This is a genomic window from Saccharopolyspora elongata, from assembly GCF_004348985.1.
Taxonomy (GTDB): domain Bacteria; phylum Actinomycetota; class Actinomycetes; order Mycobacteriales; family Pseudonocardiaceae; genus Saccharopolyspora; species Saccharopolyspora elongata.
Window position 1 is genome coordinate 231664 of record NZ_SMKW01000004.1, and the last position, 14265, is coordinate 245928.

16 protein-coding genes are annotated in these 14265 nt (G+C 68.6%); 6 read left to right on the plus strand and 10 right to left on the minus strand.

Annotated features, from left to right (window positions below):
* Nucleotides 1-11 precede the first annotated feature (11 nt).
* Nucleotides 12-614, plus strand: coding sequence for a TetR/AcrR family transcriptional regulator (locus E1288_RS05205; protein WP_132481577.1), 603 nt, complete (start codon nucleotides 12-14; stop codon nucleotides 612-614).
* Nucleotides 615-634: 20 nt separating this feature from the next.
* Here E1288_RS05205 and E1288_RS05210 read toward each other — a convergent pair whose 3' ends face one another.
* Nucleotides 635-988 (minus strand): hypothetical protein, encoded by a 354-nt coding sequence (locus tag E1288_RS05210; RefSeq protein WP_132481580.1) that lies wholly within the window; start codon nucleotides 986-988, stop codon nucleotides 635-637.
* A gap of 118 nt (nucleotides 989-1106) precedes the next feature.
* Nucleotides 1107-1796, minus strand: a complete 690-nt coding sequence (locus E1288_RS05215) for an SRPBCC family protein (RefSeq protein WP_132481583.1) — start codon at nucleotides 1794-1796, stop codon at nucleotides 1107-1109.
* 141 nt (nucleotides 1797-1937) lie between these two features.
* Here E1288_RS05215 and E1288_RS05220 point away from each other — a divergent pair, with 141 nt between their 5' ends.
* The gene (locus tag E1288_RS05220) at nucleotides 1938-2582 is read left to right on the plus strand and encodes a TetR/AcrR family transcriptional regulator (RefSeq protein WP_132481586.1); all 645 of its coding nucleotides are present in this window, start codon (nucleotides 1938-1940) and stop codon (nucleotides 2580-2582) included.
* A gap of 224 nt (nucleotides 2583-2806) precedes the next feature.
* Here the strand turns inward: E1288_RS05220 and E1288_RS46735 are convergent, their stop codons facing one another.
* From E1288_RS46735 to E1288_RS05235, 4 genes are all read right to left on the minus strand, one after another.
* Complete coding sequence (locus tag E1288_RS46735) at nucleotides 2807-2959, minus strand: hypothetical protein (protein ID WP_165967989.1); 153 nt, start codon at nucleotides 2957-2959, stop codon at nucleotides 2807-2809.
* Between the two features lie 20 nt (nucleotides 2960-2979).
* Nucleotides 2980-4362, minus strand: coding sequence for an NAD-binding protein (locus E1288_RS05225; RefSeq protein WP_235883346.1), 1383 nt, complete (start codon nucleotides 4360-4362; stop codon nucleotides 2980-2982).
* A gap of 150 nt (nucleotides 4363-4512) precedes the next feature.
* Nucleotides 4513-5700, minus strand: coding sequence for a serine hydrolase domain-containing protein (locus E1288_RS05230; RefSeq protein ID WP_132481589.1), 1188 nt, complete (start codon nucleotides 5698-5700; stop codon nucleotides 4513-4515).
* 26 nt (nucleotides 5701-5726) lie between these two features.
* Complete coding sequence (locus tag E1288_RS05235) at nucleotides 5727-6725, minus strand: amidohydrolase family protein (RefSeq protein ID WP_132481592.1); 999 nt, start codon at nucleotides 6723-6725, stop codon at nucleotides 5727-5729.
* 65 nt (nucleotides 6726-6790) lie between these two features.
* Here E1288_RS05235 and E1288_RS05240 point away from each other — a divergent pair, with 65 nt between their 5' ends.
* Nucleotides 6791-7429: a TetR/AcrR family transcriptional regulator gene (locus E1288_RS05240; RefSeq protein WP_207954182.1), complete on the plus strand. Its 639-nt coding sequence runs from the start codon at nucleotides 6791-6793 to the stop codon at nucleotides 7427-7429.
* A gap of 267 nt (nucleotides 7430-7696) precedes the next feature.
* Here E1288_RS05240 and E1288_RS05245 read toward each other — a convergent pair whose 3' ends face one another.
* The gene (locus E1288_RS05245) at nucleotides 7697-8467 is read right to left on the minus strand and encodes an HD domain-containing protein (protein WP_207954183.1); all 771 of its coding nucleotides are present in this window, start codon (nucleotides 8465-8467) and stop codon (nucleotides 7697-7699) included.
* 346 nt (nucleotides 8468-8813) lie between these two features.
* On the opposite strand from E1288_RS05245, the gene E1288_RS05250 reads away from it, so the two are divergent.
* Nucleotides 8814-9989, plus strand: a complete 1176-nt coding sequence (locus E1288_RS05250; protein ID WP_132481595.1) for a macrolide family glycosyltransferase — start codon at nucleotides 8814-8816, stop codon at nucleotides 9987-9989.
* 112 nt (nucleotides 9990-10101) lie between these two features.
* Here E1288_RS05250 and E1288_RS05255 read toward each other — a convergent pair whose 3' ends face one another.
* Entirely contained in the window at nucleotides 10102-10728 is a 627-nt protein-coding gene (locus E1288_RS05255) for a maleylpyruvate isomerase family mycothiol-dependent enzyme (protein ID WP_207954184.1), read from the minus strand.
* Nucleotides 10729-10907: 179 nt separating this feature from the next.
* On the opposite strand from E1288_RS05255, the gene E1288_RS05260 reads away from it, so the two are divergent.
* Nucleotides 10908-11870, plus strand: a complete 963-nt coding sequence (locus E1288_RS05260) for an excinuclease ABC subunit UvrA (protein ID WP_207954185.1) — start codon at nucleotides 10908-10910, stop codon at nucleotides 11868-11870.
* A gap of 572 nt (nucleotides 11871-12442) precedes the next feature.
* Nucleotides 12443-12799, plus strand: coding sequence for a Tn3 family transposase (locus E1288_RS05270; RefSeq protein WP_456320498.1), 357 nt, complete (start codon nucleotides 12443-12445; stop codon nucleotides 12797-12799).
* Here E1288_RS05270 and E1288_RS48600 read toward each other — a convergent pair.
* Both E1288_RS48600 and E1288_RS48605 read right to left on the minus strand, forming a co-directional pair.
* Complete coding sequence (locus E1288_RS48600; RefSeq protein WP_235883347.1) at nucleotides 12729-13418, minus strand: integrase core domain-containing protein; 690 nt, start codon at nucleotides 13416-13418, stop codon at nucleotides 12729-12731. The genes E1288_RS05270 and E1288_RS48600 overlap by 71 nt on opposite strands.
* Nucleotides 13400-13825 carry a hypothetical protein gene (locus E1288_RS48605; protein ID WP_235883348.1) on the minus strand — a complete coding sequence of 142 codons (426 nt, stop codon included), beginning with the start codon at nucleotides 13823-13825 and terminating at the stop codon, nucleotides 13400-13402. Before E1288_RS48605 ends, E1288_RS48600 begins: the two co-directional genes overlap by 19 nt.
* Nucleotides 13826-14265: the final 440 nt, after the last annotated feature.

Sequence of the window (14265 nt, forward strand, 5' to 3'; positions counted from 1 at the left end):
CAGGGCACACCGTGGGCACTACCCGTACTCCGCGCGAGAGGTGGATCGAGGCGGGACTCGAGGCTCTATCCGACGGTGGCCCGGAAGCCGTCCGCGTCGAAGTGCTGGCCAAACGCCTGGGCGTCACCAAGGGCGGGTTCTACGGGTACTTCGCCGACCGCGAGGCCCTCCTCGAAGCGATGCTGGACACCTGGGAACGAGAAAGCACCGACGACGTGCTCGAACGCATCGAACACGAGGGCGGCGACCCGAAGGCCAAAATCCGCCGCGCGGGCGAGCTCACCCTCTCGGACGACCGACTGCTCCCCATCGACCTGGCGATCCGCGACTGGGCGAGACGCGATGCAGCGGTCGCCGAACGACTCCGGCGAATCGACAACCAGCGCATGGCCCTGCTGCGCGACATGATCGGCACCTTCTGCTCCGACCCCGACGAGATCGAAGCACGCAGCCTTCTCGCATTCTGCGCGGCGATCGGCGCGCACTTCCTCGCCGCCGATCACGGCGATCGCACCCGCGCCCAGGTCCTCGCACGTGCCGCCGATCTGCTGCTCGACATCACCCACCCGGAATCTTTGCCACATCGACGGGGAAGAGGGGACCGTAGGGGTTGAACGACAAGCTAAGCGGGTCCTCAGGAGCGGGTTGAGTTCCTGCCTCGGCGGTGGCTCGCGATGGCGACCGCGATGGCTGTCGCGACGATGAGGGCCGCGAAGGCCGGGTTCATGTCCTTGGACAGGCTTGGTGCTCGGTCCGGTCCGATCGCCCAGAGGGCCAGGGGTATGGCGTAGACCGCCGCGAGTGCGGCGGCCCACCACCGGAGTGCTCGGAGGCGCGTGTCGATCAGGGTGCCGATCAGCACGAGCGCGACCGGGACCACCGCCACCATGGCGAACTGGCCGATGATCAGGACCGGCGTGGCCCACGCCGAGATGATGACGAGCCTTGTGGCGCGGAAGCGGTTGCCGCGCGGTGTTGCGGTGACCATTCGTCTCCTCCTGGGAGCGAGGCGTAGCGCGTGGAATCCGTTGCTATGCGACGAAGTTCGCGTGGACCGGACGGGCATGCGTCCGGCGCGGGTTCTTCGGCGTGGTCGCCGGGTCGCGTCAGGCGTTGCCCGTCGGGTTGTAGTGGCGGGACTCGGCGGTGGCCTTGAGGGCTGCCAGCCATGCCTCCAGCCCCTTTCCGAGGTGATCGGTCGCCAGGGGCACGTCGGCGTCGACCTGCGGGCCGGTGTGGGTTTCCTCGGTGCGCACCAGGACGCCGCCGTTGACCTCGGTGAAGCTCCAGACGTGGACGCCGTCGATGCGCAGCCCTTCGCCGATCGCGGGCCCGGTCCAGCGGATGCACTTGTTCTGCTGCAGCTGCTGGACGGTGGAGGTGATGACCAGCGTCGTGGCGGGGCTGACCGGGGTGGGCGGGACCGGCGTGGTCCACCGGAACTGCGAGTTCTTCCGGAACCGGCCCGGGTCCAGGCTTTCGGCGGTGGTGACGGGCTCCTGCCAGGACGGCCAGCTCTTCACGTCGGTCTGCAGCTCCCAGACCGTTCTCAGCGGTGCCTTGATGAAGGTCTCGGTCCGGTACCGGACCTCGGCGCTGGGATCGACACCTTCGCCCTGGCAGGTCAGCGAAGCCGGGTCGGCGGCGTGACCGCCCGTGGCCGCCAGGGTGGGGATGACGATGGCGCCGAGGATGCCGGCGGCCAGCGGAATCGCGACCAGTGCGGCACGTGCACCACCTCGGCGGCGGGGCCGGGCCTGCGGGTTCGGCGAGGTGCTCGGGTGGATGCCGGACATGGTTCTCCTCTTCGTCGGACGCAAGAGCGTTAGTAGTACTCGCTTGAGTTAGAAGCTATAACTACTCTGTGTGGGTGTCAATAAAGAAAGTGATAACCTCTAACGAGAGTGATGGCGCTGCGGCCGGGGAGGGTGACTGCGATGGGTACGGGCGGTACGAGCCCGCGGGAGCGCTACCGGGCCCAGGTGCACGCGGAGATCAAGCAGCACGCGTGGGAGCAGGTGGCCACGACCGGCGTCTCGGCGTTGTCCCTCAACGCGATCGCCAAGCGCATGGGGATGAGCGGCCCCGCGCTGTACCGGTACTTCGCCAGCCGCGACGAGCTGCTCACCGAACTCATCCGCGACGCCTACCGAAGCCTCGCCGACGCCGTCCTCGCGGCTGCCGACTCCGGCGCCGACGTGGCCGGGCTGGCGCACGTCGTGCGGGACTGGGCCCTCGCGGACCCGCAGCGGTACTTCCTCCTCTACGGCACGCCCGTTCCCGGCTACCACGCGCCGGAAGACACCGCGAAGATCACATCCGAGATGATGGCCGTGCTGATCGAAGCCCACACGGCGGCGCTCTCCGCGGAGGCCCCGGCGACACCGTTCGACGCCCATCTCGGGGAGCACCGCCATTGGGCCGACGACTCGGCGCCGACCGCGGCCCTCCGCAAGTCCCTGGCCTTCTGGACCCGCGTGCACGGCGTCGTCTCGCTCGAACTCGCCGGGCACTTCAACGGAATGGGATTCGACCCGGCCCTGCTCTTCCGGCAAGAACTGGACGAACTGCTGGCGCACTGACCGTGGCCGCGCCGCCGTTCGTCCCCTGTGGACTACGCGAACTTGTCATGCTGTCCGCCTCCTAGGTCTCTGTCCGGCATGCCCATGGGAAGTACGGTTAGCCACGCGGCAGCGATGGCGGGCGCTGCCCGCGATCTTCATGTCGGCCCTTCGCGCCTGGGCGAAGCCGGACTCGTTACTCGATCGTCCCTTGTGGATATTCGTTTGCTCTCGGCGGCCGGACGTCAGTTGTAGCCCAGGATCAGGTGGCTCTCTTCGTGGTCGTAGAACGTCGCCTCGGGGTTCTCCGGGCGCGGCGTCGACTCCTGCTCGGTGTCGGTCGCACCGCTCGCCGAGGCGGAGTTCGTCGCGGTGTCTACATGGGACTGCTGGGGCATCGTGTTGACCTTCCTCGACTTCAGTTCGCGGAAATGGCGACGTTCTCGATGGGACGGGACGCCCATTGTGCGAGGTCGACCACGAGGTCGTCGTCGAACAACGCGCAGGTGCGATCGAGCAGGGTGAAGACGCTCAGCGGTTTCAGGCCGAGCAGCCTTGCCGCGACGAACGGGCCTGCGATGCGGGTGACGTCGCAGACCGCGCCGATGCGGAACAGCGATTTGGATTCGGCTGTGACGTCGTCTCCTCCGGCGCGCAGCACGATTCGCAGCTGAGGTGCGACGGCCCGGGCCGTGACCGCGACGGCGATGTTCTCCAGGCCGTCGGACGAAACCGCCGCCAGTGCTCTGGCTTTTGGCAAGGCGAGGCGTTGCAGCAAGAATCGGTCGCCGCCCCGGCCCAGGACCACGGGGATGCCGAGCTCGCGCGCCAGCGGCAGGCACGGCGCGTGGCGGTCTCGTTCGACGGCCACGACGGGGATTCCCATCGCTTGCAGTTCGCAGCACAGCCGTAGTGCGACCTGCCCGAGGCCGACGACCACGACGTGGTTGCGGCGTGGCACCGCGCGGGAGCCGACGATTCCGGTGAGCCGCCGCGACATGAGCCGGTCCACGAAGCCCGCGGTGAACATCGCGGCGAATGCGAGCACGGCGAGCATGGATGCCGCGGAGAGCAGCTTGTACCAGTCGGGCGCGTGTTCGCTGGCGGGGGAGGAGCCGACGGTGGTCAGGGTTCGGGTGGCGTGCCAGAACGCGTCGGCCCAGTGCTCGTGCAGGAAGGTCCAGGCCAGGGTGCTGTCGAGGGCGAGCACGAGGAGAAGGCCGGCGAATCCGGTGAGCATCGCTCGTGATGAGGTCTCCACGGGCCGGAATTGGCTGCGGAGCATGTGGAATCGGCTTCGCCACGGCGCGGGCCGATGCGGCGTCCGCCTGACCCGGGTCCCGTCGGCGGTGCGTTCGACGGCCAGGAGCTGGTCGCCCGAGCGTTGGAGGCTGGCGAGGTTCGGCGTGACGCAGGTGCCCAGCAGCGCCGGCACGATTGCGTCCGTCATTCCGAGCACGGTGCAGTTCGGGACGGTGCGGGTGAGTTCGTCCGCGACCGTGCGGTCGAAGATCGTGACGACCAGCCGTACTCCGGGTGCGAGATGTTCTACGAGCAGGGCGTAGCGCAACGCCACGATGTCGTTGCGGGACACCACAGCCACGCCGTCGACGGAGTCAGGTAGTCGGTGTCGCAGCTCGTCGTCGTCCGGCCGGTGCAGGCGGTCGACGTGGTTCCCCCAGCGCTGGGCGTGGTCGGCCACCGAGCGGCCCAGGTCCTCGTCGTCGCCGATGACGAGGAGGGTGCGGCCTGTCGGCGGCGCTACCTCGTGCTCGGGCGGCGGGCCTGCGTGGTTGACCATCGATCCGTTCACCGTTCCGTCGGCGCGAGCTCGGGAAGATGTTCCGGAAGATTAGAGTTTCGGCGGCCACGAGAAGCTTGTCCGATCGGCTACTGTTGCCCGCACCCGGCTGTCCGGTCGAACAAGCCCCCGCGGCGCGACGACCCGCCGTCAGGTCCCGTCGGCCAGGTGGGCGCTGATCGCCTCGAACATCCGCAGCGACGCGAGGTGCTTCCACCGTTCCAGCGGGGCCGGCCAGCTGGAGAGCTTCACGCCCACCACATCGTTCGCGCGGTCGAGGTAGACGAGTTGGCCGTGGATGCCCAGGCACAACGCCACATCGCCGCCCGCCTTGGGGAACCAGAACTTGCTGCGGTAAGCCCCGCCAGGCAGCCCGTGCGCGTCGGCGGCCGCGGCGAAGGCCTCCGCCGCGTCCGGTGCGCCGGTGAAGATGTCCGCCACCCACTGCGCGGGCACCACCTGCTCGCCGGTGAGCGAGGTGCCGTCCGCCAGGATCATCGCGCCGAAGCGGGCGAGGTCGCCGAGCGTGGTGCAGATTCCGCCGTCGAACATCCCGGTGCCCTCCGAGTCCACGGCGATGAAGGCGTCGTGCTCCGCGCCCAGGCGTGACCAGAGCAGATCCGATGCCAGCCGGGGGAAGCGCTCGCCGGCCGCGGCCTCGCAGACCCAGCCGAGCACGTCGGTTTCCGCGCTGCGGTACTCGAACCGGCCACCGTGGGGGCGATCCTGGCGCAGGGTGGGGAGGAACGCCTTGAGCGACGCGGGGGAGTCCGCGCTGCGCCTCGGCACCCACCCGACGGCTTCGTCGAGGTGCCGCACATCCGAGTCCGGGTCGAGGTAGTCCTCGCGGAACACGACGCCGCTGCGCATGTCCAGCAGGTGCCGGACGGTGGCGCCGGCGTACCCGCTGTCGGTGAGCTCGGGCACGTAGGCGGCGACCGGGGCTTCGGGGTCGACGAGCCCGCGGCCGACCAACGCCCCGGTCACCGTGGACACCAGCGATTTGCTCACCGACATCAGGAGGTGGCGCGTCGCCGGGGTCATCCCGCCGGCGTATTCCTCGGCGACCACCCGGTTGCGGTGCAGCACCATCCAGCCGTTGGTGTCGCTGGAGCCCACGATGTCGGCCACGGTGCGGGTCGATCCGTCGTCGAGGGCCACGTCGAGCCCGGTGAGGTCGCGCGGGCTGCGCTCCAGCTCGGCCGCCGGGCCGCCGCCGCGGGAGATGTCGGCGGCGGGGCCGACTTCGTCCAGGTGCTGGAACGACCAGCGGATGAGCTCCGGTGCCTGCCAGTTCTCGAAGGTCACGGGGACGGGCGGGCGGTCCGCTGCGTGCATGTCGAATCCTTTCCGTCGCTGGCCGGTCAGCCGGCCCGGTGGGTGATCAGGCCCGCCGACACGGTGAGCCGGATCGGGGCGTCGGCGAGTTCGTCGGCCGGTGCGTCGACCGGGTCGACCGCGAACGCGGTCAGGTCGGCCCGGCACCCCACCGCGATTCGGCCGGCGTGCGACGCGGTGCCGTCCGCGATCGCGGCCTGGGTGGTCATCCCCTCCAGCGCCATCAGCCCGGTCAGCGCCTGCTCGGGGGTCACGGGCGCGATGTCGGTCCCGGGCCAGCGGCGCAGCCGGGCGAAGCCGAGCACCTCGCGGGCGTCGTACCCAGCGATCGGCCAATCCGAGCCCAGCACGAGGATTCCGCCGGATTCGCGCACGTCGCGGCAGCGCCAGGCCCGGTTGGCCCGCTCGGTGCCGAGCCGGGTCGACCACGCGTCGCTGTGGTCGGCCTTGGTGTACGCCGTGTGCGACGGCTGCATGGAGGCCACCAGGCCCGTGGCCACCAGCCGGCGGACCTGGTCGATCGGCAGCGTCTCGAGGTGCTCGATCCGGTGCCGGATGCCGTGGGTCTCCACGCCCTGGAAGCCGTCGACGACGTGGCGCACGCCGGCGTCCCCGATGGCGTGGGTCGCGGTCTGCACCTTCGCTGCCGCGAAGCGGCGGACCGCCTCGGTGTACTCCTCGGTGTCCAGCCACAACGCGTCGGTGTTCTGGCCGAGGCAGTCGGCGTGCTCCAGCCAGGCGGTGCCGCCCTCCACGGTGCCGTCGATGAAGAACTTCACCGCGGCGACCTCCCACCGCCTGCCGCGCCGGCCCTGGAGCGCGATGCGCTCGTCGATGTCGTCGCCGGGCATGCACCACGGTGCCAGCCGCAACCGCACCGGCAGATCGGTCTCGTCCTCGATCTGCGCCAGCAGGTTCAGGGTGCTTTCCGTGCCGTCCATGACGTTGCCGCCGGTGAGCCCGGACGCCGCCATCCCGCCGAGCAGTTCGACGAGCCTGCGCCGCAGGACGAGCACGCCGATCATGGCCAGCGCGGAGACGACCGGCGCGACGACGGTCCGCCAGCGGCCCCCGGTGTTGGGTGAATGTGGTGGGAGCCACGCAACGACGGGCGGGACGTCCCCGTACGGCGGTGCTGGACCGCCGGCGGATCGGCGAGATGGCGCTGGAGCTGGTCGACGAGAGCGGGGACTTCACGCTCCCCGAGCTGGCCCGGCGGCTCGGGGTCCAGACCGGCTCGCTCTACCACCACGTCGATGGCCGGGCCGGTGTGATCGAACTGCTCCGCGAGCAGATCAGCGACCGGATGGATCCGGTGCCGCTCGAGACGCACCCCTGGGACGTCGCGATGGAGGCCTTCTTCCGTTCCTACCGCGCGGTTTTCGCCGCGCACCCGCGCGTGGTGCCGCTGCTGGCCACCGCCACGATCCGCTCGCCCGAGGTCATCGCGGCGTACGACAAGATCGCCGCCAAGCTGGCGGACAGCGGCATTCCGGTCGGCCGGACGATGGAGATCCTCACCGCGATGGAGAACTTCATCATCGGTTCGGCGCTGGACCTCGCGGCGCCGGAGGTGATGTGGGAGATCCCGGAAGGGGTCGAAGCACCGAACCTCGCGGCCGCCCTCGCCGCGCAGGAGACCTCCACCGACCGAGCCGAGCGGGCGTTCGAGGTCGGCATGGCGACCCTGCTCGACGCGGCGCGAGCCGAAGCGGCCGCCTCACGCTGACGCGCTCGGCCGGCGCGCTGCGCGCGGCGGAAATGGCGATGTGGCGCGGGTTTTCCGCGCCGCAGTCGGCTAATCATCCGGTGTGGACTTCTTGGTCAATGGGCCGACCGGCGAAACCGCGCCGACCGGCAGCGCGACCCCTTCGAGGAGTCCGTCGCGCCGCATGATCCGCGATCGCGGTGTTCGGTGCGACCATCCCGCGGTTCATGTCGAAGGCCGGCACCGAGCTGCCTTCCAGCGCCGCGCTAGCGATGCCTGGGTGCGCGCTCAGGTCTTCGGTTGGTAGCCGTCGTAGTCGTTCCAGCCGGGGGTCTGGCTCATCAGTTGTTTCCACGTCGGCCAGATCGTCTGGGTCTCTTGGCGCAGAAGTTCGCCGGGCATGCTGAATGGCGGGGCCTTGTGCGGTTTTTCGAGTGCTTGACCGACGATCGTCTCGTACAGCACGGGCGCGGCGTGCAGGCGAGGCAGCACGGCGTGGATGCGGTCGGCGTAGCCGGCCGGGAGGGGGTGCGTGCCGTCGGGGCCGAGGTCGAATCCGACACCGGAGGTCACCAGCGCGATCTCGGGGCGCTTGCGGATGGCGATGTCGTAGTGCAGGTGCAGGGCAACCGCATCCCATACGACCTCGACCTTCTCGGGCGGCAATCCCTGTTCGGCGAGGAAGCGTGCGGCCAAGTCGGCGCCGTCGATGTCGAAGCGCTGATCGCCGTTGCCCTCGGGGCTGAGCCCGGCATCGTGCAGAAGGCAACCCAGAAACAGCAGTTCGTCGTCGTAGTCGCGGTCGGGTTGCAGGCCTTGCTGCTCTCCGAGGAAGCGCCCGTAGAGATAACTGCGCATGCTGTGGTTGAAGATCGCAGGGGTCTCGATGCCTTTCACGAAGCGCACCGCTTTCAGCGCCATATCGGTTCGGGGGAAGGGAAGTTCCCCGTACGGGTTGTCCATCAGGTCAGCCTTCCTGGGCTTGGGGATGGGGGATTGGCTCGCGCGGGCGCGGTTTCGGATCCGCCCCAGGATTGGGGACAGCGGCACCTCGGTCACTGCGGGTGCCTTCAGGACGGCGTCCGAATAAGTTGCCTGTCAATATGTACCAAACCTACACCTTGTTGAGTAGGCTACCTACTTATGAGGTCGAATGTGACGCGAGCACACCTGGGTCGACGGTTGCCGGACGTGCTTGAGCCGGACCCGCTGCGCGGCTACGCGATGATCGCCGCGGTCCGTGCCGAAGCGGGGCGCGTTCGAGCTGTGCGCGGACAGGATCTACCCGGGTCTTGAACCAGACGGAGCGAGCTCGCCACGACGATTGGCTCGGTCCTGAACCGCCCGCATCGCCCGGACGGGGCGGTAGGTACCTGCCCGAAAAACACGTTCAACACGAGGAATCATGAAAAAGCACTTCGCGTTCATCAGCGTGCCCGCCATAGGCCACGTCAACCCCACCCTGCCCCTGGTGACCGAACTGCTGCGCCGCGGCCACCGGGTCAGCTACGCCACCGGCCCGAAGATGGTCCAGGCAGTGGAAAGCACCGGCGCCGAGGTCGTCGAGCTGCCCACCGAAATGCCGGAAGTGCAACAGCAGAAGCAGTTCGGTCCGGAGCAGGTGGGGGAGATGGTGCAGTTCTTCCGCGACGACATCAGGGCGAGCTTCCCGATCCTGCAGCAACGATTCCACGCCGACCCACCGGATGCCGTGTGCTTCGACTCGATGACCGTCCTCGGGCGCATGCTCGCCGAGAAGCTCGGCGTTCCGGGAATCGCGCTGGTGCCCAACTTCGCCTTCAACGAGAAGTTCTCACTGCGCGACGTCCTTGCCTCCGACGGCGCCGAGTTCCCTGTCGAGGCCTTCGCCGAGTTCGGCCGGCGGATCCAGGAAATCGGCGCCGAGTTCGGTGTCCGCGCCCAACTGCCCTTCGGCGCACCGCCGGCCGAGCTCAACCTGGTGTTCCTGCCCCGGGAATTCCAGCTCGCCGCCGACACCTTCGACGAACGATTCCACTTCATCGGCCCACTACTCGGCGACCGCCACGACCAGCCCTGGCAACCCCGCGACCCAGGCGCCCCGCTGCTGTTCATCTCCCTGGGCACCGCGTTCAACAACCGCCCCGAGTTCTACCGCATGTGCTTCGAGGCCTTCGCCGACAGCCCCTGGCAGATCGCGATGTCCACCGGACACCACGTCGACCCCGCCGGTCTCGGCGACATCCCCGCCAACTTCGACGTGCGTGCCTCCTTCCCGCAGCCCGCCGTCCTGCGCCACGCCACCGTCTTCCTCTCCCACACCGGCATGAACTCCACCATGGAATCCCTGCACGCCGGAGTGCCCCTGGTCGCCGTACCGCAAATGCCCGAACAAACCGCCAACGCCACCCGCGCCGAAGAACTCGGCCTCGCCCGCCACCTCGACCCCGACACCCTCACCGCCACCGAACTACGCACCACGGTCGACGACATCGCCACCGACGAGCAGGTCCGCACCAACCTCCAGTGGATGCGCCAGATCATCCACGATTGCGGCGGAGCCACCGCCGCAGCCGACGCCCTCGAAACCCACCTGAACTAACCCCGAACCCCGGAATGGGCGTTCCCGGATCCGCTGCGGCGGCCGTGCGCGCGGGGTCGCTTGATGCTGATCGCGCGGAGATCCGGGATTCGGGCCCGTCGAAGGCGGATCGTCAGGCAGGTGCCGCGAGCTCCGCGACCCCCGGTCCGTCGAGGTCTTCCAGCGCCGTTCGGCGACGGGAGATCGCCAGGAGCAGGGAAAGCGCGGTTCCGGTTGCTTCCGGGCCGTTTCCGATCGACACGTCGGCGTCCGTCGCCGTCAGGCGGATGCGGGACATCAGTTCCTTGGCCCCGCCGAAGGACGCCGGTGTGCGGGCCTGCAGGCGGAGCGACCGGACCACGGCCTCCGGTCGGTAGTGGCGGGTGAGTCCCAAGGGACGGCGGATGTCCTCGCCGTGGACGACCTCCTCCACGAGCCGGCTGTCGAGCGGCGCCGGCGGTGTCGACGTCCGCGACGCCACCTGCCGGAGCCGCTCCAGCGTCTCCTGCGGCGTGGCGCCGCGCTCGCGCTCCACGCCGCGCGCGTTCTGGCGGTCGAAGTCGAACCGCGCCCGGACGAGGCCGGCCACGAACCCGAGGCGCGTCGTCCGCGCCGAGTCGACCAGGTGGGCGACCACGTCGTGCACCGTCCACCCCTCGCAGAGCGACGGCTCCGACCACTGCCGTTCATCGAGGTGCGCGAGGTCATCGAGCAGCGCGGCACGCTCCGCGTGCACCATCGCCCAGACGTCGTCCTGCACGGCTTCTCCTTCGTTCGAGCGCGTTTTCCGCCAGGTGTGACTCCCGGCACGGCGCGGAATCGTCGCTCGGTGAGCGGGGTCACCGGGACATCTCAGGCCCTGGAGGGCGTGGCGCGCCTCCGGTTCCTGCTCGGTAGCGTGTGGTGGCCCGCGATTCATCTACCTGTGAGGACGCAGCAGTGCCAGACCACGACAGCTCGATGGTGCGCCTGCGCGGAGTGCGGGTGCACAACCTGCGCGGGGTCGACGTCGACTTCCCGCGCGACGCGCTGGTCGCCGTCACCGGCGTCTCGGGGTCGGGCAAGTCATCGCTGGCGTTCGGCACCGTCTACGCCGAGGCGCAGGCGCGGTACCTGGAGTCGGTCGCGCCGTACGCGCGGCGGCTCATCGACCAGGCCGGCACGCCCGATGCCCGCGAGATCACGGGATTGCCGCCGGCCGTCGCGTTCCAGCAGGCCCGCGGCGTGGCCCAGGCCCGTTCCACGGTGGGCACCGTCACCGTGCTGTCGAACTCCCTGCGACTGCTGTTCTCCCGCGCCGGTACCTATCCCGCCGGCGCCGAGCGGCTTGACTCGGACGCCTTCTCGCCGAACACGCCAGCCGGCGCGTGCCCGCGCTGCCACGGCCTCGGCCGGATCCACGAGGTCAGCGAGGCCTCGCTGGTGCCGGATCCGGGGCTGTCCATCCGGGAGAAGGCGATCGCCGCGTGGCCGGGTGCCTGGCAGGGCAAGAACTACCGAGACATCCTGGCCGTGCTCGGCTACGACGTCGACCGGCCGTGGCGCGAGCTGCCCCAGGCCGACCGCGAGTGGATCCTGTTCACCGACGAGCAGCCCGTCGTCACGGTGCACCCCGAGCGCACGGCGGACCGCATCCAGCGCCCCTACCAGGGCACTTACCAGAGCGCCCGCCGATACGTCCTGCACACGCTGGCGACCACCCAGAGCACGACGCTGCGCAACCGGGCCCTGCAGTACGTGGAGGTGCTGCCGTGCCCGGCCTGCGACGGCTCGGGATTGCGGCCCGAAGCGTTGGCGGTGACGTTCGCCGGCGAAGTCGATCGAGGGTGGGTTCTACGCCGATTCTGCCGATGGAAGTCGATAAAACCGCAGGTCAAAGGTAGTAGGTCGACCCATCTCTAGGGGCAACGTTCGTGCTCTTCTTGACCCTTTTTTACCCATTTCCTGGTTTAACTTTGGTGCCCCGCGCCGGGGTGATGGCTGTCCCCGCCGCTCTAGTCTGGACGCTGAATCAGACGTGAGGCTCGACTCGAGCGTGAACCTGTTCTTCCTCTCGTCATCGCCCTGTGGGGCGTGGCCTACGGTGGACTCTTCGTGGGCGTGCAGCTGTGGGTGATCCACCCCGTCACTACCGCCCGCCTCGCCAACCAGGTTGGCGCCACCTGGAGCCGCTACACGCCAGGCGATCACTCTGTCCGTGGTCGTCAGTGTCGGGTCCGCGCGCGCTTTTTCGGGTTTGTCTCGTGGTCCTGGATGTGCACGGCGGTGTTCCACTCGTGTACGACTTGGATCGGGTGCGTGCCGAACCGTTCTTCGCACGTCACCGACTATTCGTAGGCCGGATCGGTGATGAACCGGCAGAACACGCGAACCGCTTCGGAGTACGAGTGGATCGTCGAGTACTTCCAGGCCAACCTCCAGGAAGGCCGCCACGCCCTTGCGAGGCGGATTTTCCACGGCCAGTGCGGCGAACTGTGCCAGCGCTACTACAAAGGCATGGAAGTCCCGTTGACCAGCTCGGTGCCCTCGGGCTGGTGCTCAACGCGATCGTGTTGTTCAACACCCGCTATCTCGACGCCGCGATCACCGAACTCCGCGCCGGTGGCTACGAGGTCCGCGACGACGTCGCTGCACGACTTTCCCGTTCGTGCGGCACCACATCAATGTGTTGGGCCGCTATTCGTTCCTGGCCCCTGAGCTGGCCGGTGGGCTGCGCCCGCTGCGCGCCCCTGCCTCTGCCGAGAATCTCATCCGCCTTGGTCATGCGGCATGCCGGTACTCGTGGAGGATGCCGCCGAGGCGATCGTGCCTTCGTATGTCAAGTCGGTTGATCTGTTCGGGGTCGGTGATCGGTTGGGGGAGTGGGCATAGCGGGCGGGCGTTGGCGATGCCTTGATGGGGCCGGTGCTCGTTGTAGAACCTCTCGAACTCGCGTAGGGCGTGAAGGAGATGGCGCTGGTTCCAGATCAGCGTGCGGTCCAGCAGCTCTCGCCTGCATGTCTGCACCCATCTCTCCATGATGGAGTTCATGCGGGGCACACGGATCCCGGTGAGCACGACCTCGATGCCCGCGTCCTTGAGGATCGCGTCGAACAGCGCGGGGAACTTCCCGTCCCGGTCTCTGATCGTGTATCTCGCCCGGCAGCTGGCGTCTTCGAGGTCCATGACGAGATTCCTGGCGGCTTGTGTCGCCCAGGATGCGGTCGGGTGTGCGGTGGCGCCCAGGATCCGGATTCGCCGGGTAGTGTGCCCGATCACCGCGAGAACGTACCTCCTCGCACCGGACAGTGTGACCGTTTCCAGGAAGTCACACGCCAGCAAAGCGTCGGCCCGGGAGCGCAGGAAGTCCGCCCAGGTGTTGGAGGCACGCTCGGGCGCCGGGTCTATCCCCGCCTCCTTGAGGAGTTCCCACACAGTCGAGGCCGCCACTTTCATTCCCAGGACGAGCAATTCGCCGTGAAGTAGGCGGTCTCTCCAGCTCGGGTTTTCCTTTGCCAGGCGCAGCACCAAAACTCGGACGGAGCGGACGGTGCGTGGCCGGCCAGGGTGCTTTGGCTTGGAAAGGTCGCATGGCGCCGTGCGACTAGATCGCGGTGCCACCGCAGCACTGTGTCGGGACGCACCAGCAACCGCAGCCTGCGCAGCAGGTTCTGAGGTAACCGGTGCAGTAGCGCCGCCAGAAACGCTCGATCAGCTGGGGTGAACCGCACCCTTTGCTTACCAAGTTGCCGCTCCAGCACTGTGATCTGATGGCGTAGGGCCAGGATCTCGATGTCCTTGGCCCGGTCACTCATCAGCAGCAGACGCAGCATGGCGAACGCGTTTGTCACAGCCAGGTAGGCCAGTCGCAGCAGCACAGTCGAGCATCATGCCGCGGCGCTCGATGGCAGCGAAAGCCGTCCGCTCGAGACTACGGTCGACCTACACCTACGCTGTGTCCGCCGCGTCTCACCAGGGCGGATGAGGTTGTCGGCAAGGGCAACGATGCGGTCAAGGTCACGCCAACCGCTAGGCATCCAGCTCGTCCGTTTGCGGACTGCCGTGGGGAGGTTGGTGCCGTCGCTGGAGTCGGCAGTGGATCGTTTCGGTACTTGTAGATCAGCGCACCGCCATGCAGAGCCTGCTGGGACACCTCGCCCACAGAGTTGGCGCCAGCGCCGGTCTGATGCGGAGTCGTTCATCGGGGCGACCGCTGGGGTTTCCCGTCGAGCCGGAACTCCTACAGATCGGTCCGCGTCTCCATTGCGTCGACCACCAGCCGCAGCCAGTTGATCAGTGCTTGGCGGACCCGCTCATC